Origin of the sequence: Neisseria sp. HMSC070H10 (assembly GCF_001837635.1) — a bacterium.
In the GTDB taxonomy this organism is placed as follows: Bacteria; Pseudomonadota; Gammaproteobacteria; order Burkholderiales; family Neisseriaceae; genus Neisseria; species Neisseria subflava_A.
This window is the reverse complement of record NZ_KV833360.1, coordinates 52,420-73,543: the sequence shown is the minus strand read 5'-3', so window position 1 is coordinate 73,543 and position 21,124 is coordinate 52,420. Positions and strand designations below refer to the sequence as shown.

23 protein-coding genes are annotated in these 21,124 nt (G+C 53.6%); 11 read left to right on the top strand and 12 right to left on the bottom strand.

Annotation, left to right across the window (positions count from 1 at the left end; translation table 11 throughout):
• Positions 1–82: 82 nt before the first annotated feature.
• The 5 genes from rlmH to HMPREF2606_RS02465 all read right to left on the bottom strand — a co-directional run bounded on the left by rlmH (position 83) and on the right by HMPREF2606_RS02465 (position 3,783).
• Positions 83–553, bottom strand: a complete 471-nt coding sequence (gene rlmH / locus HMPREF2606_RS02485; RefSeq protein WP_036493712.1) for a 23S rRNA (pseudouridine(1915)-N(3))-methyltransferase RlmH — start codon at positions 551–553, stop codon at positions 83–85.
• A 161-nt stretch (positions 554–714) separates the two neighbouring features.
• Positions 715–1,434, bottom strand: coding sequence for a UMP kinase (gene pyrH, locus HMPREF2606_RS02480; RefSeq protein WP_003708812.1), 720 nt, complete (start codon positions 1,432–1,434; stop codon positions 715–717).
• A 221-nt stretch (positions 1,435–1,655) separates the two neighbouring features.
• Complete coding sequence (gene tsf / locus HMPREF2606_RS02475) at positions 1,656–2,510, bottom strand: translation elongation factor Ts (protein WP_036493709.1); 855 nt, start codon at positions 2,508–2,510, stop codon at positions 1,656–1,658.
• 124 nt (positions 2,511–2,634) lie between these two features.
• Positions 2,635–3,363, bottom strand: a complete 729-nt coding sequence (gene rpsB / locus HMPREF2606_RS02470) for a 30S ribosomal protein S2 (protein ID WP_002258397.1) — start codon at positions 3,361–3,363, stop codon at positions 2,635–2,637.
• 177 nt (positions 3,364–3,540) lie between these two features.
• Positions 3,541–3,783 carry a hypothetical protein gene (locus HMPREF2606_RS02465; RefSeq protein WP_004520263.1) on the bottom strand — a complete coding sequence of 81 codons (243 nt, stop codon included), beginning with the start codon at positions 3,781–3,783 and terminating at the stop codon, positions 3,541–3,543.
• A 78-nt stretch (positions 3,784–3,861) separates the two neighbouring features.
• Here HMPREF2606_RS02465 and HMPREF2606_RS02460 point away from each other — a divergent pair, with 78 nt between their 5' ends.
• Positions 3,862–4,452, top strand: coding sequence for a 5-formyltetrahydrofolate cyclo-ligase (locus HMPREF2606_RS02460; protein ID WP_070712228.1), 591 nt, complete (start codon positions 3,862–3,864; stop codon positions 4,450–4,452).
• 94 nt (positions 4,453–4,546) lie between these two features.
• A complete protein-coding gene (locus tag HMPREF2606_RS02455; protein WP_070583731.1) occupies positions 4,547–5,134 on the top strand; it encodes a GNAT family N-acetyltransferase in 588 nt (195 codons plus the stop codon).
• 158 nt (positions 5,135–5,292) lie between these two features.
• On the opposite strand, the gene mnmG is transcribed toward HMPREF2606_RS02455, so the two are convergent.
• Both mnmG and amgK read right to left on the bottom strand, forming a co-directional pair.
• Positions 5,293–7,188: a tRNA uridine-5-carboxymethylaminomethyl(34) synthesis enzyme MnmG gene (gene mnmG, locus HMPREF2606_RS02450; RefSeq protein WP_070843259.1), complete on the bottom strand. Its 1,896-nt coding sequence runs from the start codon at positions 7,186–7,188 to the stop codon at positions 5,293–5,295.
• A gap of 84 nt (positions 7,189–7,272) precedes the next feature.
• Positions 7,273–8,277 (bottom strand): N-acetylmuramate/N-acetylglucosamine kinase AmgK, encoded by a 1,005-nt coding sequence (gene amgK / locus HMPREF2606_RS02445; RefSeq protein ID WP_004520257.1) that lies wholly within the window; start codon positions 8,275–8,277, stop codon positions 7,273–7,275.
• A 69-nt stretch (positions 8,278–8,346) separates the two neighbouring features.
• Between amgK and HMPREF2606_RS02440 the strand changes: the two genes are divergently transcribed.
• From HMPREF2606_RS02440 to HMPREF2606_RS02430, 3 genes are all read left to right on the top strand, one after another.
• Positions 8,347–10,746: an LPS-assembly protein LptD gene (locus HMPREF2606_RS02440; RefSeq protein ID WP_349267265.1), complete on the top strand. Its 2,400-nt coding sequence runs from the start codon at positions 8,347–8,349 to the stop codon at positions 10,744–10,746.
• A complete protein-coding gene (locus tag HMPREF2606_RS02435) occupies positions 10,743–11,732 on the top strand; it encodes a peptidylprolyl isomerase (protein ID WP_070843257.1) in 990 nt (329 codons plus the stop codon). The genes HMPREF2606_RS02440 and HMPREF2606_RS02435 overlap by 4 nt, the downstream gene beginning before the upstream one ends.
• A 107-nt stretch (positions 11,733–11,839) precedes the next feature.
• Positions 11,840–12,649: an alpha/beta hydrolase gene (locus HMPREF2606_RS02430; protein WP_070843256.1), complete on the top strand. Its 810-nt coding sequence runs from the start codon at positions 11,840–11,842 to the stop codon at positions 12,647–12,649.
• A gap of 257 nt (positions 12,650–12,906) precedes the next feature.
• Here the strand turns inward: HMPREF2606_RS02430 and HMPREF2606_RS02425 are convergent, their stop codons facing one another.
• Together HMPREF2606_RS02425 and rsmI are read right to left on the bottom strand one after the other, a co-directional pair.
• Positions 12,907–13,527 carry a DUF1269 domain-containing protein gene (locus HMPREF2606_RS02425; protein ID WP_070843255.1) on the bottom strand — a complete coding sequence of 207 codons (621 nt, stop codon included), beginning with the start codon at positions 13,525–13,527 and terminating at the stop codon, positions 12,907–12,909.
• A gap of 216 nt (positions 13,528–13,743) precedes the next feature.
• Positions 13,744–14,631, bottom strand: coding sequence for a 16S rRNA (cytidine(1402)-2'-O)-methyltransferase (rsmI, locus tag HMPREF2606_RS02420; protein ID WP_070843254.1), 888 nt, complete (start codon positions 14,629–14,631; stop codon positions 13,744–13,746).
• A gap of 65 nt (positions 14,632–14,696) precedes the next feature.
• Between rsmI and HMPREF2606_RS02415 the strand changes: the two genes are divergently transcribed.
• From HMPREF2606_RS02415 to HMPREF2606_RS02390, 6 genes are all read left to right on the top strand, one after another.
• Positions 14,697–15,044, top strand: a complete 348-nt coding sequence (locus HMPREF2606_RS02415) for a YraN family protein (RefSeq protein WP_070583744.1) — start codon at positions 14,697–14,699, stop codon at positions 15,042–15,044.
• Positions 15,045–15,048: 4 nt separating this feature from the next.
• Entirely contained in the window at positions 15,049–15,642 is a 594-nt protein-coding gene (locus tag HMPREF2606_RS02410) for a phosphoheptose isomerase (protein WP_003749391.1), read from the top strand.
• Positions 15,643–15,715: 73 nt separating this feature from the next.
• On the top strand, positions 15,716–16,327 hold the full coding sequence (locus HMPREF2606_RS02405) for a BON domain-containing protein (RefSeq protein ID WP_049330858.1): 612 nt from the start codon (positions 15,716–15,718) through the stop codon (positions 16,325–16,327).
• A gap of 67 nt (positions 16,328–16,394) precedes the next feature.
• Complete coding sequence (locus tag HMPREF2606_RS02400) at positions 16,395–17,000, top strand: hypothetical protein (RefSeq protein WP_070843253.1); 606 nt, start codon at positions 16,395–16,397, stop codon at positions 16,998–17,000.
• A gap of 63 nt (positions 17,001–17,063) precedes the next feature.
• Positions 17,064–17,843: a type I methionyl aminopeptidase gene (map, locus tag HMPREF2606_RS02395; protein WP_003749385.1), complete on the top strand. Its 780-nt coding sequence runs from the start codon at positions 17,064–17,066 to the stop codon at positions 17,841–17,843.
• A gap of 404 nt (positions 17,844–18,247) precedes the next feature.
• A complete protein-coding gene (locus HMPREF2606_RS02390) occupies positions 18,248–18,541 on the top strand; it encodes a helix-turn-helix domain-containing protein (protein ID WP_003684039.1) in 294 nt (97 codons plus the stop codon).
• A gap of 95 nt (positions 18,542–18,636) precedes the next feature.
• Here the strand turns inward: HMPREF2606_RS02390 and HMPREF2606_RS02385 are convergent, their stop codons facing one another.
• The 3 genes from HMPREF2606_RS02385 to HMPREF2606_RS02375 are packed head-to-tail and all read right to left on the bottom strand — an operon-like array spanning position 18,637 to position 21,038.
• Positions 18,637–19,587, bottom strand: coding sequence for a YheT family hydrolase (locus HMPREF2606_RS02385; RefSeq protein ID WP_070843252.1), 951 nt, complete (start codon positions 19,585–19,587; stop codon positions 18,637–18,639).
• 12 nt (positions 19,588–19,599) lie between these two features.
• Entirely contained in the window at positions 19,600–20,226 is a 627-nt protein-coding gene (locus HMPREF2606_RS02380) for a phosphatase PAP2 family protein (protein WP_070712216.1), read from the bottom strand.
• Positions 20,226–21,038: a competence/damage-inducible protein A gene (locus HMPREF2606_RS02375; RefSeq protein ID WP_070712215.1), complete on the bottom strand. Its 813-nt coding sequence runs from the start codon at positions 21,036–21,038 to the stop codon at positions 20,226–20,228. Before HMPREF2606_RS02375 ends, HMPREF2606_RS02380 begins: the two co-directional genes overlap by 1 nt.
• Positions 21,039–21,124: the final 86 nt, after the last annotated feature.

The following is a 21,124-nucleotide window of genomic DNA, read 5'->3' as shown; positions in this document are numbered from 1 at the left end:
GCCCCGCTTTTAACCGACTTGCCCTATTCCTTTTCAAACCGACAAGGCGGCATTGCCGTCTTATCACGGCAATCAAAACGGATTATTCCCGATGATACGGATGGTTGTGCAAAATCGAAACGGCGCGATAAAGCTGCTCGGTCAGCAAAACGCGCACCATGCCGTGCGGCAGGGTCAAGCTGGAAAGGCGCATCATCATGTTTGCCTGCTGTTTCAAACGGTCGGTCATGCCGTCTGCGCCGCCGATAATAAAGCAGACGTGTTCGCCGTTTTGCTGCCAGCTTTTCAAATGTTGCGCCAATTCGACCGAAGTCGGCGCTTTGCCGCGTTCGTCCAATACCACCAAAAACGCGCCCTGCGGGATGGCTTCCAGCAGGCGTTTTTCTTCAGCCGCCATGCCCTGAGCCGCATTCACACCCGCACCGCGTTTTTCCGGCTTGATTTCTTTCAGCGCATAATTGACATCGCGCCCGAAGCGTTTGGCGTACTCGCCGACGGCTTCATCGACCCAACGCGGCATTTTCGTGCCGACAGCCAAGACGGTGATATTCATGGGGTATCCTTTGTTATCGAATTGTCGGCTGGGCATTATGGTCAAGCAAGTTCTCAACCTTTTCAAACCATGAGCCAATGCCCACGCAACCGACTGAAAATAAAAGGCCGTCTGAAAGCCGAATGTATCCCGTTCGGCTGTTTCAGACGGCCTTTCAATGATTAGCAGTGAACCAGCGTACCTTCGTTTTCGCCGGTTACCACGCGTTTGAGCGAGCCTTCTTTAGCAATGCCGAAGACCACGATATTGAGTTTGCGTTCGCGGCAGAGGGCGAAGGCGGTGGCATCCATCACTTTGAGGTTTTTCAACAAGGCTTCGTCAAAAGTAATGGTTTCATAGCGTGTTGCCGATGGGTCTTTTTTCGGGTCCGCGGTGTACACGCCGTCCACGTTGGTGGCTTTGAGCATCACGTCGCAGTTCATTTCCGCACCGCGCAATGCGGCGGCAGTGTCGGTCGTGAAGAACGGATTACCGGTACCGGCGGCAAAAATCACAACTTTGCCTTCTTCCAAATATTGAATGGCTTTAGGACGGGCGTAAGTTTCAGCGATTTGCTGCATAGACAGTGCGGATTGAACACGCGCTTTGATGCCCAAGGTTTCAAATGCGTCTTTGAGTGCCAAGGCGTTCATGACGGTCGCCATCATGCCCATGTAGTCGGCAGTGGCTCGGTCCATGCTGCCTGCTTGTGCAGATACGCCGCGGAAAATGTTACCGCCGCCGACAACGATACCGACTTGCACGCCCATTCTCACGATTTCGGCAATTTCGCCGACAGTTTGAACGATGGTATCGTGATTGATGCCGAATGGATCAGAGCCCATAAGGGATTCGCCGGAGAGTTTCAGTAATACGCGTTTGTATTTGATTTGCTGTGTCATGGGATACCTTGCTTTCTTGAATGTCGTCGGTCGGGGGGGCGGGCCGTCTGAATTTTCAAACGGCCGGAATATTAATGATAGAGTGTGTCGGTTTATTATTGTTTTGGTTTTCAGACGGCCTGAATATTCAGCCGTCTTAAATTAGGTACCGTAAACGGTTTTCTCAAAAAAAAGCACCCTGATTCGTTTGGAATCTAGGTGCTTTCTTTTTCATAAGTGCCTTACACTTTAGCAGCGGCAGCAACTTCGGCTGCGTAGTCAACAACGGCTTTCTCGATACCGTCGCCTACTTTGTAGCGTACGAAGCTGATCACTTCAGTGCCGTTTTCTTTAGCGAATTGGGCAACAGTTTGGTCAGGGTTCATCACGAATGCTTGGCCGTTCAGAGTGATTTCAGCCAAGAATTTGCGGATACGGCCTTCAACCATTTTAGCGGCGATTTCGGCAGGTTTGCCGGAAGCAATGGCTTGCTCGGTGTAGATGTGGCGTTCTTTTTCGATGGTTTCGGCATCCACTTCGGCTTCGGATACGCATTGAGGTTTGGCGGCAACGATGTGCATACCGATTTTGCGTGCTACGTCTTCAGAGCCTTTGTACTCAACCAATACGCCTTCGGTAGCCAAAGCACCGTGGATGTAGGCAACCAGTTGGTTGGCAGTGTCGATCACTTGGAAGCGGCGAACAGACATGTTCTCGCCCAATTTAGCGATGATGGCTTTACGTTCTGCTTCAACCAATTCGCTCAGTTCTTCAACGGTAGCCGGTTTTTTCTCGGCAGCAGTTTTCGCAACGAAGTTGGCAAATTCTACGAAGCCGGCGTCTTTAGCAACGAAGTCGGTTTCGCAGTTTACTTCAACCAATGCACCGACATTGCCATTGATCGCGTAAGCCAATACGCCTTCGGCAGCAGTACGGCCGGCCAGTTTACCGGCTTTCGCACCGGATTTAATACGCAGGATTTCTTCGGCTTTGTCGAAGTTGCCTTCGGCTTCAACCAAGGCTTTTTTGCATTCCATCATGCCCAAGCCGGTAGCGGCGCGCAGGTCGGCAACCATTTTTGCAGTAATTTCTGCCATTTTGAATCTCCTAGATTTTTGGGAACACGGCCATTTGCCGTGTTTGGAAATAGTGGCCGTCTGAAACAGATTTCAGAACGGGATTTGAGAAAAGGGGCATAACGCCCCTCTTCCGTGTACCGAATTACTCGGCAGCAGCTTCTTGGGCAGCGGCTACAGTTTCTTGCAGCGCTTGGTTTTTGCCTTCCAAAACTGCGTCGGCGATGCCGCGGCAGTACAGGCGGATGGCTTTGGCGGAGTCATCGTTACCAGGGATAACGTATTTCACGCCGTCAGGGCTGTTGTTGGTATCGACTACAGCGATAACAGGGATGCCCAGTTTTTCAGCCTCAACCAGAGTACCTTTTTGGTAGCCGGTATCGATAACGAAAATCGCGTCAGGCAGGCCTTTCATGTTTTTGATACCGCCCAAAGAACGTTCCAGTTTTTCAACGTCGCGTTGCATTTCCAGAATTTCTTTTTTGTTGAAACCGCCTTCAGCAGCGTTTTCCAGGGCAGCAGTTTTTTCTTCCAGGCGTTTGATGGATTGCTTAACGGTTTTGTAGTTGGTCAACATACCGCCCAACCAACGGTGATCAACGAAAGGCATACCGGCACGGGTAGCTTCTTCGCGGATGATGTCGCGGGCTTGGCGTTTGGTACCTACGAACAATACTGTACCTTTGTTGGCAACCAGACGGCGTACGGCTTCTTGCGCCTCTTGGAACATCGGCAGGGTTTTTTCCAAGTTTACGATATGGATTTTGTTGCGCGCACCGAAAATGTATTGAGCCATTTTCGGGTTCCAGAAACGGGTTTGGTGACCGAAGTGAACACCGGCTTCAATCATCTGACGCATAGTAATTTGAGACATGTTATTTCCTTGAAAGGGTTAAAGAGCACACATTCAATCGCATAGAACTTGATAGGCGGCGCCTATTGTCAAGCACCCTTCGGCGAAAGTGGGCATAAGTTTTAAAAAATAAAAGAGTGTTTCCGAAATGGAAAACTGACGGATTATAGCGGATAAGAGGCCGTCTGAAAAGGGATTTTATACCTTTCCATCCTGTTTTTCATCCGTCTGTACCGCCTTTTGTCGGGCCGCCTCAAACTCCGCCTGCTCCTGCCGTTTCATCAGGCGGTTGCGGCGGCGGATGGTCACGACAAAGACCGTAAACACAGTGGGCAACACTGCCCAAAAAACCAAATAAATCAACGCGCGCGCAATACTCGGCTGCGCGGCGGAAAACATCACGGCAACAAAAAGATAGCCGATGGCGACAATGTGCCACATCGTGTGCGTCCTGTTTGAATGTTAACAAAATCGTTATAATCGCAACATTCTACCGCAATCCCGAAAGGCCGTCTGAAAATGAGGAATCCCGAAAAATCGGCACTACGCAAACAGTTCCGCCGCGCACGCGCCCAAATGAGCGCAGACGAGCGCAACGCCGCCACCGAAACCATCAACCGCCTGCTCAAGCCCTGCATCAAAAAAGGACGGAAAATCGGCGTGTATTGGCCGATGGGCAAGGAATTGCGATTGGACGGCTTTGTCCGTGCCGCACAAAAACGCGGCGCAAAACTCTACCTGCCCTATATCGAACCGAACACGCGGCGGATGTGGTTCACCCCCTACCCTGCCGACGGTGCCAAACAAGAACGCAAACGCGGCCGCGCCAAATTGCATGTCCCCCAATTCACCGGCAAAAAAATCCGTGTCCACCAACTCAGCCTGCTGCTGGTCCCCATCGTCGGCATCGACAAACGCGGCTACCGCCTCGGACAAGCCGGCGGCTATTACGACGCCACCCTCTCCGCCACGAAATACCGCCTGCAAACCCAAACCCTGGGCGTAGGCTTCGGCTGCCAACTGACCAACACACTGCCGACCGAACCGCACGACCTGCCGTTGGACGGGTTTGTATCGGAGTCGGGCGTGCTGGTGTTCAAACATCATTAATCAATAGCTTTCAGACGACCTCAAAAAAGCCGTCCATTAAGACACTATAAAAGGTCGTCTGAAAAATCAAACCATCAAATACAAAGGAAACCACATGGCTGATTTTTCATCCGCTCCCGTTTTGTCCTTCGACCGCGTCCGTCTCGAACCTTTGACGGCGGCACACGAAGCTGGTTTGCGCGAAGCAGTTTGCGACGGCGAAGTCTGGAAGCTCAACGTAACCACCGCGCCCGAACCCCACCAAGTGGCGGACTATATCCGTACTGCTATGCAAACCCGTCTCGCCTTTGCCGTCATCGACGAAGATACGGGCAAAATCGTCGGTTCGACTTCGCTTTACCACATCGACCCCGCCATCCCACGCCTGTATATCGGTTACACATGGTATGCCCTGTCGGCACAGCGCACGCACATCAATACCGCCTGCAAAATCATGTTGCTCGACTACGTTTTCGACACTTTAAACTGCCGTTGCGTCTGCTGGCAGACCGACAACCTCAACACCGCCTCCCAACGCGCCATCGAACGCTTGGGCGCACACCAAGACGGCATCTTGCGCTGCCACAAGCTGCGGAAAGACGGCAGCGTGCGCGATACGGTTGAATACAGCCTGCTGCGTGAGGAATGGCCGCAGGCAAGGGTAAAACTGCTCGAAAAAGCGGCAGCTTATGACGCGTCCTGAAAAAACGTTTTCTTCTTCATTTTTTCATCAGAATACGCCCATCTTGCTGACAATCCGAACTCTTTAAAAAATTAATGAAATAAGGTGCAACACCATCAATCCCCTGATAAATAAAGGCCGTCTGAAAGTTTCAGACGGCCTTTATTTCGGATTAAACCTTACTTGGCATCTTTAAATCCGCGTTTCAAATGCACCATCAGCAATGCGACGGCGGCAGGGGTTACGCCGGAAATGCGGCTGGCTTGGCCGACGGTTTCGGGTTTGTGCTGATTCAGTTTTTGCTGCACTTCTGCTGACAAACCTTTGACTTTGCTGTAATCGATATCCTCGGGCAGCTTTAAGGTTTCGATGTCGCGGCGGCTGTCGATTTCTTCGTTTTGGCGGTCGATATAGCCTTGGTATTTGACTTGGATTTCGACTTGTTCGACCACGCTGTCGGCAAGTGCGGTTTCAGGTTGTGCGTCGGGCAGGGTCATCAGTGCGGCGTAGTCGAGGTTCGGACGGCGCAGGAGGTCGTGCAGGTTGGCTTCGCGGCTGAGTTTTTGGCCGAATACGCGCAGCTGCTCTTCTTCGGCGAGTTTTTGCGGCGTGTACCACGTTGTTTTCAAACGTTGGATTTCGCGTTCGATGGCTTCGCGTTTTTCGTTGAACATGCGCCATTGTTCTTCACCCACCAAGCCGATTTTGTGGCCGTCTTCGGTCAGGCGCATGTCGGCGTTGTCTTCCCTGAGTTGCAGGCGGTATTCGGCGCGGCTGGTGAACATGCGGTAGGGTTCGTTCACGCCTTTGGTAATGAGGTCGTCCACCAATACGCCGAGATAGGCTTGTTCGCGGCGCAACAGGAGCGGGTCTTGTTCGCGGATGTATTGCACGGCATTCGCGCCTGCGAGCAGGCCTTGCGCGGCGGCTTCTTCGTAGCCGGTCGTACCGTTGATTTGTCCGGCGAAAAAGAGGCCTTGGATGGTTTTGGTTTCGAGGCTGGCTTTGAGGTTGCGCGGGTCGAAGTAGTCGTATTCGATGGCGTAGCCGGGGCGCAGGATATGGGCGTTTTCAAGGCCTTTCATGCTACGTACGAGGGCGATTTGGATGTCGAACGGCAGGCTGGTGGAGATACCGTTGGGGTAGTATTCGTGTGTGGTCAGGCCTTCGGGTTCGAGGAAAATCTGGTGGCTGTCTTTGTCGGCGAAGCGGTTGATTTTGTCTTCGATAGACGGGCAGTAGCGCGGGCCGACGCCTTCGATTTTGCCGGTAAACATGGGGCTGCGGTCGAAGCCTGAACGGATGATGTCGTGGGTTTGCGTGTTGGTATGCGTAATCCAGCAGGACACTTGGCGCGGGTGCATATCGGCGCTGCCGCGTACGGACATTACGGGAACGGGTGTGTCGCCGGGCTGTTCGGTCAGTTGGGAAAAATCAATCGTGCGTCCGTCGATACGCGGCGGTGTGCCGGTTTTCAGACGGCCTTGCGGTAGGTTCAATTCGCGCAAACGGCCGCCGAGCGATTTGGCGGCGGGGTCGCCGGCGCGGCCGCCTTCGTAGTTTTCCAAACCGATGTGGATTTTGCCGGACAAAAACGTGCCTGCGGTCAGCACGATGGCGCGAGCTTTAAATTCCACGCCCATCGCGGTAACCACGCCGCTGATGCGTTCGCCGTCAAGTGTGACGTCTTCAACGGCTTGTTGGAAAAGCTCCAGATTTTCTTGGTTTTCCAGCATTTCGCGGATGGCGGCTTTATATAGGATACGGTCTGCCTGCGCGCGCGTGGCTCGCACTGCCGCGCCTTTACTGGCGTTCAAGCGACGGAACTGGATGCCGGATTTGTCGGTGGCCAACGCCATCGCACCGCCCAATGCGTCGAGTTCGCGCACGAGGTGGCCTTTGCCGATACCGCCGATGGAGGGGTTGCACGACATTTGACCGAGGGTTTCGATGTTGTGTGAGAGCAGCAGGGTTTGCGCACCCATGCGTGCGGCGGCAAGCGCGGCTTCGGTACCGGCATGGCCGCCGCCGACGACAATCACGTCGTAGGTTTTGGGGTAAATCATGTAAGTCATGTTTATGTGTTCTGTAAAGGTTTCAGACGGCCTTTTGTTGATCAGGCCGTCTGAAAAGTGGAATCAAATCTTAAAAAACCAAGCTTAGAAGGTATAGCCTGTTTCCAATTCGTCATCGCCGACCAATTCGACCAGCAATGCATAAAGCGGCGCCAAATCGTTGTAACGGCGGGATACGCGGCGCAAATAGTTCAAGAAGCGCGGGATTTCCGGGCGGTATTTGTCTTTGCCGTCGCGGTAGTACAGGCGGGCAAAAATACCGGCCACTTTCAAATGGCGTTGTACGCCCATCCATTCAAACCAGCGGTAGAACTCGTCAAACTCGGCAGGCACGGGCAGCTGGGCAGCGCGTGCTTTTTCCCAGTAACGGATGACCAAGTCCAATACAAATTCTTCTTCCCATTCGATAAACGCATCGCGCAGCAGCGACACCAAATCATAGGAAATCGGGCCGTAAAGCGCGTCTTGGAAGTCCAATACGCCCGGGCGGCCTTTTGCCAGCATCAGGTTGCGGACGATAAAGTCGCGGTGGACATACACTTTGGGCTGCGCCAACAGGGGCGGCAGCAGCGTATCGACGGTTTGCTGCCACAACTGGCGTTGCTTGAAGGTCAGCTCGCGGCCCAATTCTTTGGCCACAAACCATTCGGGGAACAAATTAATCTCACGCAGCATGACTTCGCGGTCGTATTCCGGCAGTTTGCCGGGTTGGCTGGCTTTTTGCAGCTCGATCAGTTCGTCGATGGCTTCGAGCAGCAGGGCTTTGTGGGCAGTTTCACTGTTTTCCTGATTCATGGCGGTCAGGAATGTGGTGTTGCCCAAATCGTTCAACACCATAAAGCCCAACGCTTCATCCACATGAAGCACTTGCGGCACATTGACCATATTAAACAGTTTTTGCACTTTCAAATAAGGCGCAACACTCATCTTCTCAGGAGGCGCGTCCATACAGATGACGGTTTGGCCGTCTGAAAACGTCGCGCGGAAATAACGGCGGAAGTCGGCATCGGCTGCCGCAAAGCTCAATTCGAACGGCTGGTTCGGGTAAACAGACTCCAGCCAGTTTTGTAATTCGGTTTGTCGTTGCATAGCGGTATCGCAGAATTTCAGGTTACAATAACCGCTATTCTAACTGGCAAACCGATTTAAGGGGCGATTTTGGCTCGTTTATTTTCACTCAAACCCTTGGTACTCGCCTTAATTATGGGCTTTGGCGCAACAGCCGTGCGCGCGGAAGATGCTTCTGTTCCGCAGGCGGAAGACTATACCCCTGCCCACGCCGCCGAATCCAAACCGGCAAAAACCGGCCAAAGCGAAGCCGATCCGCTTTCTTTGGGCAGCACTTGCCTGTTTTGCGACCATGAAGATGCCAAGCCGGCCGAAACCGCCGAAATCAAACGCAGCGGCGAGCCTGCCCTGCCTGCCGATTACACCCGCGTCAACGCCGATAAAATAGAAGGTCAGACCCAAGTCGGCGTCCGTGCCGAAGGCGACGTCATTGTCGAGCGCAATGCCGATGTTCTCAACGCCGATTGGGCGCAATACGACCAAGCCACCGATACCGTTACCGCCGGCGACCGCTTTACCCTGTATCAAAACGGTTCGACCGTATCCGGCGACCAATTGGTTTACAACCTCAAAAATCAAACCGGTTCCGGCACCGCCGTGCGCCTCAATACCGAACAAGGCGGCCGCCGCCTTCAAAGCGTCAGCGAAAAAGCCGAACTCAAAGGCAAAGGCCTCTACAAGCTCATCAACACCAAATTCAACACCTGTTCGCCCGGCGATGCCAGCTGGTATATCCAAGCGCAAAGCATTGAAGCCGATGAGTCGACAGGCATCGGCGTGGCCAAACACGCTTCGCTCGTATTCGGCGGTGTCCCCGTCCTCTACACGCCTTGGGCGGACTTCCCCATCAACGGCAACCGCAAAAGCGGCCTGCTCGTTCCGACTATTGCCACGGGTTCAGACGGCCTTGAGCTGAGCCTGCCCTACTACTTCAACCTTGCGCCGAATTTGGATGCCACCATTCGCCCGGGCATTATCAGTAAACGCGGCGTGCAATTGGGCGGCCAAGTGCGTTATCTGCAACCGAATTACAGCGGCGAAGTCGATGGCGACTGGATGCCGAACGACCAAAAAAGCGTCCACAACAACCGCTACCAGTTCAAATGGAAACACCAGCAGCAGCTGAACAGCAAAATCAGCGGCGGCATCAACTACAACCAAGTTTCCGACGACGATTACTACCGCGACTTCTACGGCCGCGAAGACATCGCGCGCAACGTCAACCTCGATCGTCAGGCATGGCTCAATTACAGCGACAAACTGCTAGGCGGCAGCTTCGACGGCTCTTTGCGCGTACAAAAATACCAAACGCTGGCCAACCAAGACGGCTATAAAGACGAGCCTTATGCCATCATGCCCCGTCTGACCGGCCGTTGGCAAAGCCATCTCGGCAAAGCACAACTCAACGTGTTCGGCCAATTCACCCGTTTTGACCACGATACCAAGCAAGACGGCAGCCGCGTGGTGCTCTACCCGAGCGTCAAATGGGACTTCCACAACCAATGGGGCTACATCCGGCCTAAAGTCGGTGTACACGCCACTTATTACAGCCTCAACAGCTTCAACGGCCAAAGCAGCCGCAATGTCAGCCGCGTCTTGCCAATCATCAACGTCGACAGCGGCCTAACCTTCGAGCGCAGGGCCCGTCTCTTCGGCGGGGAATACCTGCAAACGCTCGAACCGCGCCTGTTTTACAACTACATTCCGACCAAGTCCCAAAACGACCTGCCCAATTTCGACAGCTCCGAAAACAGCTTTACTTACTCGCAGCTGTTCCGCGAAAACCTGTATTCGGGCAACGACCGCATCAATTCTGCCAACAGCCTGACGCTGGCCACACAAAGCCGCATCCTCAACCCCAACACCGGTGCGGAACTCTTCCGTGCAGGTATCGGCCAGAAGTTTTACTTCAAAAACGACAACGTCCTGCCTGACGGCAGCGTCAGCCGTTATCCGCGCAGCCAATCCGACTGGGTAGCCTTTGCACACGGCAACATTACCCCGAGCATCCGCATCGACTTGGACATCCACTACAACCAAAACCAAAGCCGTGCCGAAAGCTACGCCGCAGGGATTGCCTACAACCCCGAACCCGGTAAAGTCTTAAGCGCGCGCTACAAATACGGACGCAACGAGCGCATCTACCTGCAAGCCAATGGCGACTATTTCTACGACAGGCTCAGCCAAATCGACCTTGCCGCCCAATGGCCGTTGAGTAAAAACCTGTACGCCGTCGCCCGTTACAACTACGAAATCGAAGCCAAAAAACCGCTGGAAATGCTCATCGGTGCAGAATACAAAAGCAACTGCGGCTGCTGGAGCGCGAGCTTGGTCGGCCAACGCTATGTTACCGGCGAAAACAGCCACAAAAACGCCGTATTCTTCAACCTCCAACTCAAAGACTTGAGCAATATCGGCAACAACCCATTCGAAAAACTCCGCTTAGCCATCCCCGGTTACAGCAAAACCAACGAGGTAGTCAAACAATGAACTTCAAACCCCTGATTCTCGTCGCCGCACTCACTCTCGCAGTAGGCGCACACGCCGCCCCTAAAGCCAAAGCAGGCAAAGCGCGCACAGCCAAAGCCCCTGCCGTCAGCGCCACCACCATGCCTGCCGTACAAAGCGGCGTACATCTTTCAGACGGCATTGCCGCGGTTGTCGACAACGAAGTCATTACCCACCGCCAAGTAGAACAAGCCGTAGCGCAAGCACGTCAAACCATGCCTAAAGGCACGCAAATGGACGCCAACGAGCTGCGCCAACAAGTTTTGGCACAAATGATCAACCAATCCCTGATCCTCCAAGCAGGCAAACGTCGCAACATCCAAGCGACCGATAGCGAAATCGAAGCCGTCATCGCGCACAACCCCAACATCAAAAATCCGTCTGCCGCCGTCCGTCAAGACATCGCCGACAGCATTATTGTTGAAAAAGTGCGCCAACAGGCCATCATGCAAAACAGCCGCGTCAGCGACTCCGAAGTGGCACGCTACATCGAGCAGGCCAAACAACAAGGCATCACCCTGCCCGAAGCCGATCCTGTGCGCCAATACCATGCCCAACACATCCTCATTAAAGCCGACAACGACAATGCCGCCGTCGGCGCAGAAAGCACCATCCGCAAAATCTACTCACAAGCCCGCAGCGGCGCAGATTTCGGCGGTTTGGCACGCCAATACTCGCAAGACGGCAGCGCCGGCAACGGCGGCGATTTGGGCTGGTTTGCCGACGGCATGATGGTTGCTCCATTTGAAGAAGCCGTCCACAAGCTCAAACCAGGCCAAATCAGCGCCCCTGTCCGCACCCAATTCGGCTGGCACATCATCAAGCTGAACGACGTCCGCGAAGCAGGTACGCCTGAAGAGCGCCAACAAAACGCCGTCCGCCAATACCTGTCCCAACAAAAAGCGCAACAGGCGACCACCAACCTCCTACGCGAACTGCACAGCAGCTCCTACGTTGACGTACGCTAATCGCGCGTATTGTTAAAAAGGCAGAAATCCGTACAATAAGGCCGTCTGAAAACCATTATTCAGACGGCCTTTTTCCTTCAGTAACCCATTGATTAAAGCACCCCATCATGTCGATCCGTCCCAACTGGCAAGCCGCCACCCTGCTGCAAGCCGAAGAAACTGCCCTTACTTCCGCCCACACCGGCCGCACCTACCGCATTCAAGCCGCGACACTCGGCGAGCGTCCGGCAGGCGGCTATCCCGTGCTGTATATTCTTGACGGGGATGCCTTTTTCCCTGCCATCCTCAATATGGCGCAATCCCTGCTCATCAACCCCATCACCAAAAGCCATGCCGCCTGCCTGATTGTCGGCATCGGCTACACCGGTGGCACCATCCGCGACTTAAGCCAACGCGCCCTCGACTACACGCCGCCACTGCCAGACAACGCGCCCGAATCCGAACGCAAACAATACGGCCAAGCCGACCGCTTCAGCCGCTTTATCGATGACGAACTCTCCGCCCTGCTCGACAGCAAATACCGCATCGACACCCAAAACCAAGCCGTCTTCGGCCATTCGTTCGGCGCACTGTACGGCCTCTATTCCCTATTTACCCGCCCCGAACGATTCCGCCATTATTTGCTGGTGTCACCGTCTATCTGGTGGCAAGACCGCCGCGTACTCGATTGGCTGCCCGACACTTTGCCACAAGGAATCGGCATCCGCCTTGGCGCAGGCGAACATGAAGGCAGAAACAACCGCCCCGACCAAACCAGCAGCGGCATGGTTGCACAAGCCAAAATTCTTGCCGGCACTTTGCACCACCTCGGCGCGGATGTCCGCTTTACCCTCTACCCCAACGCCAATCACGGCAACGCCCCGTTTTACGCCCTGACCGACTGCATCGAATATTTGCGCAGCGCATGGCAGCGTTGAAACAGGTTTGCCAAACATTGAGGCCGTCTGAAACGCAAACTTAGAAGCGTATTGAACCTATTGGATCGATCTAAAATCCAATTATAAAAAGGCCGAGACCTTTGCAATAACATAGGTTGAGACCTTTGCAAAGGTCTCGGGGCATGAAAAAGGGAGAGGCTACCTGAAAAATAGATTTTCAGGTAGCCTCAAACCGGTTTGGCATGCATCCGAAACGGAAAATTTGAGCGGTTACATACCTTGGGTTGGTGGCAGTGTTATTTCAACTTGGCTGCCAATTCGTCGAATTTTTGTTTGATGTCGGCCTTGAAGGCTTCCACTTTCTCTTTGCGTTCGGCTTTGCGCTGTTTTTTCCAAGCTTCGTGTGCCTGACGTGCCACTTCTTCCTGCGCTTCTATTGCTGCCAATACGTCCTGTTGGGCAACGACTGCATCTTGCCGGAGAATAACGGTTTTGAAACGGTGGAAGAAAGCATCCAATACAGCCTCGTCGGATTCTTGCGCCAAAATAATGATTGCAGTACTGCCGTTATCCAGTTTTTTGGCTGTATTTTCCAGCAACGCCCCCTCTTCCAATGTTTGGGCAGCACCTGCATCACTGCCGATGAGTGCGCCAGTAGCTCCACCCAACAGAACACCGATAGGACCGCCGAGAATGCCGACCAGTGAACCAATGAGGCCGCCCGTCCATGTGCCTTCGACCGTATTGGCGGTAAAGTCGGTGCTTTCTGCTGGGATAATCAGGTCATTTTCCTTTTTAACCAAAACGGCTTGTGCCACCAAAGTATCTGTTGTCTGCGAGTAAGCTTTCAATTCAGAAAAGGCTTGATAAGCTTCGCTGGAGATGTTGAATAAGGCAACGATGATGTTTTGTTTCATAAGTCCACTCCCGTAGATTGAAAGATTTAAGAACATACTAGTTGTATGCAGTGTCATTATAAATTGCAAGGGGGGGGGAGCAATGCGGCAAACAAAACTTTGCCTATATAAAGCCTGTAGAACCGGCAAACGGATAACGAACAATACCCAGCCTTGCCTGTAGGAAATCGTCGCATCGTTCACACCACAGGTTGAGAGAAATAAGCCTGCAAGACCTCAAGCGTCGTCTGAAATCCGTTTCCACTCCAACGCTAAATCGTACAAGGCTTTTTTGCTTTCGCCGGTAATCTTGGCGGCAAGCTCGGCGGCCTGTTTGGTCGGCAACTCAGCCGCAAGGATTTTCATGGTATTTTGCGCCGCCTCGGGCAAATCGCTGTGTTTCTCTTTCACAGCAGGGTGCAACACCAGCACCATTTCTCCACGCGTTTGGTTGCTGTCGTTTTTAAGGGCGGCTTGGATTTCGGCAACCGTGCCGCTGAGGAAGGTTTCAAATGTTTTGGTGATTTCGCGCGCCAAAGTCAAACGGCGTTCGGGGAACTGCGCGGCCATATCCGCAAGGCTTGCTTCGATACGGTGCGGCGTTTCAAACATCACAATCGGAAAATCGGCTTCCGTCCATTTGGCCAGCAGCTTTTGGCGTTCGCCGGCCTTAGGCGGCAGGAAACCGTTGAAATAAAAATCGGATTCCGTCACACCGGCCACGCTCAACGCCCCCATGACCGCGCTTGCGCCGACCACAGGCACCACTTTAAATCCGGCTTCGCGCACGCGGGCGGCAAGTTTTGCACCGGGATCGCAAACCGCAGGCGTACCCGCATCCGAAACTTGGGCGACGCTCAGGCCGTCTGAAAGATGGGCGATGATTTTGTCGGCCATTTGCTGCTCGTTGTGTTCGCGAACGCTCACGAGTTTGCTCTGAATACCGTACGCACTCAAAAGCTGGGCGGTAACACGGGTATCCTCGGCGCAGATAATGTCGGCCTTTTGCAGCACGGCCAGTGCGCGCAACGTTATGTCGGCTAAATTGCCGATGGGTGTGGCGACAACGTATAATGTCTGTTTTTCGATGCTGTCGACGGCTTTTTGCAGGTGTTTTGTGTACATAGATTCAAGGCCGTCTGAAACGGCGTCTCTTTAAAAACAATGATTATATAACGGGTAAACTTTTCATGCGCTTAAACCACAAACAGGGGGCGGCGGCCGAAAATGCGGCGCTGGCATTCCTGCTGAACAAAGGCTGCTCGCTGCTGGTGCGGAACTGGCATTGCGCCTACGGCGAAATCGATTTAATCGTCAAAAACGGCGGTACGATTGTGTTTGTTGAAGTAAAATACCGCAAAAACCGAGGTTTCGGTGGTGCCGCATACAGCATCTCGCCGTCCAAATTATTGAAATTGCAACGAAGTGTAGAGTATTATCTGCAAAAGCACGGGTTAAACCATGCGCCCTGCCGCCTAGACGCGGTACTGATCGAGGGTGACGGCCCGCCCGAATGGATTCAAAATATTACAGGTTAACCTCATGACAACATTACAAGAACGCGTTTCCGCACATTTTGCCGAGAGCATCCGCGCTAAGCAGGAAGCCGAAAAAGTACTGGTCGAGCCGACCGCACAGGCCGCCGAGCTGATGCTGCAATGCCTGATGAACGACGGCAAAATCCTGGCCTGCGGCAACGGCGGTTCGGCTGCCGACGCGCAACACTTCGCCGCAGAAATGACCGGCCGTTTTGAAAAAGAACGCATGGAATTGGCCGCTGTCGCGCTGACGACGGACACTTCCGCCCTGACCGCCATCGGCAACGACTACGGTTTCGACCATGTATTCAGCAAACAAGTGCGCGCGCTCGGACGTGCCGGCGACGTATTGGTCGGCATCTCCACCTCCGGCAATTCCGCCAACGTCATTGAAGCCATCAAAGCGGCACACGAACGCGATATGCACGTCATCGCCATGACCGGCCGCGACGGCGGAAAAATCGCCGCCATGCTCAAAGATACCGACGTTTTGCTCAACGTCCCTTATCCGCGTACTGCCCGCATTCAGGAAAACCATATTTTGCTGATTCACGCCATGTGCGACTGCATCGACTCCGTCCTGCTTGAAGGCATGTAACCCTTTCTTTTCAGACGGCCCATCCCTTAAAGGCCGTCTGAACACCCAACCGTCCATACCCAAGGAAAAGGATATGAAGAATATCAAACGCTACGCCCTCCCCGTTCTGACTGCGACCCTTTTGAGCCTGAGTCTGAGCGGCTGCGTCGGCGCACTGATCGGCGGTGCTGCCGTCGGCACCAAATCCGCCGTCGACCGCCGCACCACCGGCGCGCAAACCGACGACAACGTTATGGCCTTGCGCGTCGAAACCACCGCACGCTCCTACCTGCGCCAAAACAACCAAGTCGAAGGCTACAAGCCCAAACTGAACGTTGTCGGCTACAACCGCCACCTGCTCCTGCTCGGCCAAGTGGCTACCGAAGGCGAAAAACAATTTGTTGAACGCATCGCCCGTTCCGAACAAGCCGCAGAAGGCGTGTACAACTACATCACCGTTGCCTCACAAGCGCGTTCGCTCGGCGATGTGACTAACGATACCTGGGGCACATCCAAAGTCCGCGCCACCCTGTTGGGCCTCAGCCCGGCCACCCAAGCACGCGTCAAAATCGTGACTTATGGCAACGTGACCTATGTGATGGGCATCCTCACGCCGGACGAACAAGCCCGCGTGACCCAAAAAGTCAGCACGACCGTCGGCGTACAAAAAGTCGTGACCCTCTATCAAAACTACGTTGCCAACTGATTCACAGGCAACCCGGGGCCGTCTGAATATTCAGACGGCCATTCCTCCAACGATTACCCGACCCATCATGTCAAAGAATAATAAAACCCCTTTCCAACTTAAGCCCAAACACCTAATCCGCGCTTTATTCCTTGTCAGCTTTATCGCCGTCGCAGCCCTTGTTGCCGGCATATTCAGCACCCTAAACTCCAGTAAAACCGACGTACCCGAAAAAAGCCCTGCCGAACAAACCGACACACGCATTGAAGTTTGGCGCCCCAACGGCACTATCGAACTTGAAACCGTCCAACCCGCCCAAGAAGGCGACGCAAAAACCGCCTCCGGAAACCCTGTCGTCCCACAGGACGAAAAAGGCGAAAAAGCGGAAGAAGGTGTAAAAAATGACCGCCCCACTACACACCGCGGCAAACGCACAGAAAACAAACGCGCTGAAGCCGACAAATCAGAAAACACACAATCCGACAACAGCAGCCCTGCCGCTCAAAACATACCTCAAGCAGACAGCCAGCCGGTAGCAAACAAAGCCGCAGACAGCAAACCTGCCGCACAAGCGGTAGAAAACAAACCGGCAAAAGCCAAAGTCCCCGAGTCCAAACCGACTCCGAAAGCCGAGCCTGAGGCCAAACCACAAACCAAACCGCGCAACAAAGACAATCTCGACAACCTGTTTTAAACAGACGGCACACCCGTCCCGTTCAGACGGCCTCCATGCCGTCTGAAACAAGAAGGAAACCTCATGGACAAAGTCATCATCAAAACCCCCGAAGAAATCGAAAAAATGCGCGAACTCGGCCGCTTGGTCGCCGAAGCCCTCGATTACATCGGCCAATTCGTCAAACCCGGCGTCACCACCAACGAAATCGACAAACTCGTTTACGACTACCACGTCAACGTTCAAGGCGGTTATCCGGCCCCCCTCAACTACGGCAACCCGCCCTACCCAAAATCCTGCTGCACCTCCGTCAACCACGTTATCTGCCACGGTATTCCCGACGACAAGCCGCTGAAAGAAGGCGATATCGTCAACATCGACCTGACCATTAAAAAAGATGGCTTCCACGGCGACTCCAGCCGTATGTTTACCGTCGGCAAAGTCTCCCCGATTGCCCAACGCCTGATCGACGTGACCCACGCCTCCATGATGGCAGGTATCGAAGCGGTCAAACCCGGCGCTACCCTCGGCGATGTCGGCTATGCCTGCCAACAGGTTGCCGAAAATGCCGGCTACTCCGTAGTACAGGAATTCTGCGGACACGGCATCGGCCGCGGTTTCCACGAAGCGCCGCAAGTGGTCCACTACGGCCGCAAAGGTGAGGGCCTCGTCCTCAAACCGGGCATGATTTTCACCATCGAGCCGATGATCAACCAAGGCAAACGCCATCTGCGCATCCTGAACGACGGTTGGACAGTGGTCACCAAAGACCGCTCCCTCTCCGCCCAATGGGAACACGAAGTTTTGGTTACCGAAACCGGCTACGAAATCCTCACCGTCAGCCCTGCCAGCGGTAAGCCTTAACCTTGAAAAAACCTTCAGGCCGTCTGAAAACATAGATTCAGACGGCCTAAAATTTATTCGCATTCTCAATCCAGAAAACCGAATAAAAACTCGAAATTAAGTTTTTACCCAGATTGAATTGTTTAATTATGTAAAAATTTGCTTATGCCATATCTAAGATAAACGCATAATTTAATGATTTATATAACAAAATTTTACTGAAATAATGAATTAAGAAATATTTACACAAATTATGGCAGACAGCAGAAAACTTCTTTCGAATATACTGTCTAATTATCTAGATCAGCCATTTGCAATACGCCCACATATCACCCCAAAAAACAATAGGGAAAAGGATGCCGGCATTCTTGCAGACCTTTTTTATGCCTAATGGCATACACTAAATACCACAATAAGGAAGATTCATGAAATCGTTCGAAAAAATTGAAAATATCCGCGATATCCGTAAAAAACTCGGCCTGAACCAAATGGACTTCTGGAGTCGCATTGGTGTGACTCAATCTGGTGGTTCCCGTTACGAGTCCGGCCGCAATATGCCTAAACCTGTACGCGAATTGCTGCGTTTGGTACACATCGAGCGCGTAGATTTGGCTAAAGTAAACCGTGACGACTTAGCCGTTGCTTCCCTGCTGAAAAACCGCGACCCTGAGTTGTACGCTTCTCTGAAAAAAGAAGCCAAAGCCGACAAAGGCAAATAATCAAGCCATTCAAAAGGCCGTCTGAAATTCGTTTTCAGACGGCCTTTTTACTTTCTACACTCTAAGGACATGTCGGCATACACGCCCTTTTTTATTTACGGCTGATACTGTTTGAAATAGTCCAACACCGTTTGCGGCAGCCATTGCAGATTCAGACGGCCTTGATCGCGGCTGACAAAGCCGACATGACCGCCGTATGCCGGTTGCAGCAGCGTAACAGCCGAGGACACGTCCCGCCCGGTCGGCAGGGCTTCCGGCGGCAGGAAAGGGTCGTTGACGGCATTGAGCAGCAGCAGCGGCGTATCCACGCCTTTCAGAAACGGTTTGCAGGAATTGCGGCGGTAGTAATCATGACGGTCGGCAAAACCGTGTAGCGGCGCGGTAAAGCGGTCGTCAAAATCGCCAAGCGTTTTGCAGTTTTGCTGGCTTAAGGCCGTCTGAAACCGGGGAATCGCTCGGGCTTTCGGCAACAGCGAGTTTAAAAAATAGCGCGTGTAAATCAGTCGCGTCATGCCCTGATCAAAACGCGTCCCTGCGGCCACGGCATCAACCGGCGCGGAAACAACGGCAGAAGCGCGCGGAACGGCATTGCTGCCCTGCTCGCCCAAATATTTGGCCAGGGCATTGCCCCCCAAAGAAACGCCGACAGCGTAGATGGTTGAATAGCGTTGTGCCAGCGTGTTGAGCATAAAGGCGATTTCAGGCGTATCGCCGAGGTGGTAGAACACGGGCGCGGTGTTTTCTATGCCGCCGCAACTGCGGAAATGGGCAACCACGCCGTTCCAACCGCGCTGCTGTACGGCTTTCATCAGCTCGACCGCGTAATGGCTCTCGCTGCTGCCTTCCAGTCCGTGGAACAAAACCACCAACGGCGCATCGGGGTCGGCGCTGTCGACAAAATCGTAGGCAACTTGGGTTTTGCCGGTGCTGTCGGGCAGAAGCTCGCGGCGGTAGTCGGGCGCCTTGCCTTGCAGCAGCTTGGCAAACAGGGTGTCGGCATGGCCATTTCTGAGCCAATAAGGCGTGTTGGGTGAACGTGTATTCATAATTCGTTTCTTCTATTTTTCAGACGGCCTGAAGATGAGCATATACACCAGAAAGGCAGTCAGCGTACCGTTTGTCCAGCCTGCCCAAACGTCGGTGGGATAATGCACGCCCAAATAAATGCGTGAAAACCCGGTCAGCAGGGCAAAGGAAATACCGCCTATCCAAGCGGCGCGGCGGTAGCGCGTGCGGCGGAAAAGCAATATCAACATGACGGCAATAGCGGCGGAAAACGTACTGTGGCCGCTGGGGAAGGAAAAATTGCTCTCTTCAATCAGGCGCGGCCAAAGCAGCGGACGTTCGCGGGCAAACCATACCTTCACAATCAGCATATTCAAAGTCGGCACCAATGCCGCCAACACGCAAAACAGTGCCTCGCGCTTCTTATCGGCAAAATACAGGGCTGCGGCGACTGCGCCGATCAGCGGCACGGCAATCGCGGTTTTGCCCAGATAGTGCAACACGGTGGCAATCGGATCAAACCATGTGCCCGCGTGGGCATGGACAGCGTGCATCAGCGGCGGTTCAAAAGCGAAGCCGCCATATTGTGCCAGCCAAATGCCGATGATGAGGGTCGGCGGCAAAAACAGCAAAGAGGCAAAAGTCAGTGCGCGTCTGGATTGGGCTGGGGATAAGTGCATTATTCCACCGTTTCTTTCAAAGTCGCGCCAATCGCCTGCAAACCCTGCAACGCATCTTCCCACGCAACATCCAGCAAGCGGCAGGCCTCGCCTTCCGCTTTGATGCCGAACTCGATATGCGGCGGAGTATAACGGCCGTCTGAATCGGTACGGCCCACTGTGGGCAGGCTGTACGAACGGATACCTGCGTAGGTACGCTCAAGATGTTCCATAATCGGCGTAATGCGCGATTCGGGTTGGTCGAACACATACACGCTGCGGCTGCCGCGTTCGGTTTGGTTGAAGCGGTCGGCATAATAAGTTTCCAATACCCATTCCGCCATCGGGTGCACCATCACGGGGAAACCGGGGAAGAAATAATGCTCGCGGATGGAAAATCCGGCGATGTTGTTAAACGGATTGGGCACCAATTCCGCGCCTTCGGGAAAATCCGCCATCTTCAGGCGTTGGGCGTGTTCCGGCGAATCCAACGGCTCGCTGCGTTTCTGGGTCACGCCTTCGATAAACTTGGCGGCTTCAGGATGGCGGACGACAGGCAAATCCAAAGCAGCCGCTGCGGCTTGGCGCGTGTGGTCGTCAGGCGTAGAACCAATACCGCCGGTCACGAAAGTCGGCAGGCCGTCTGAAAAACTGCGGCGCAGTTGTTTGACCAGCAAATCGGGTTCGTCAGGCAGATATTGCACCTGATTGAGCTTCAGCCCGTGCGATTCCAATAAAGATTTAAAAAAGGCGAAATGCTTGTCTTGACGGCTGCCGTGCAGGATTTCATCGCCGATGATGATGAGGTTGAACAAATGCTGTCGGTCTTTCATAATCTTTCCTTCTGCCTAAAGGCTATTCATGATTCCCCATGATTACTGTTCCAATATTGCTTATTAGGTGCAACGAATAGGAGAGG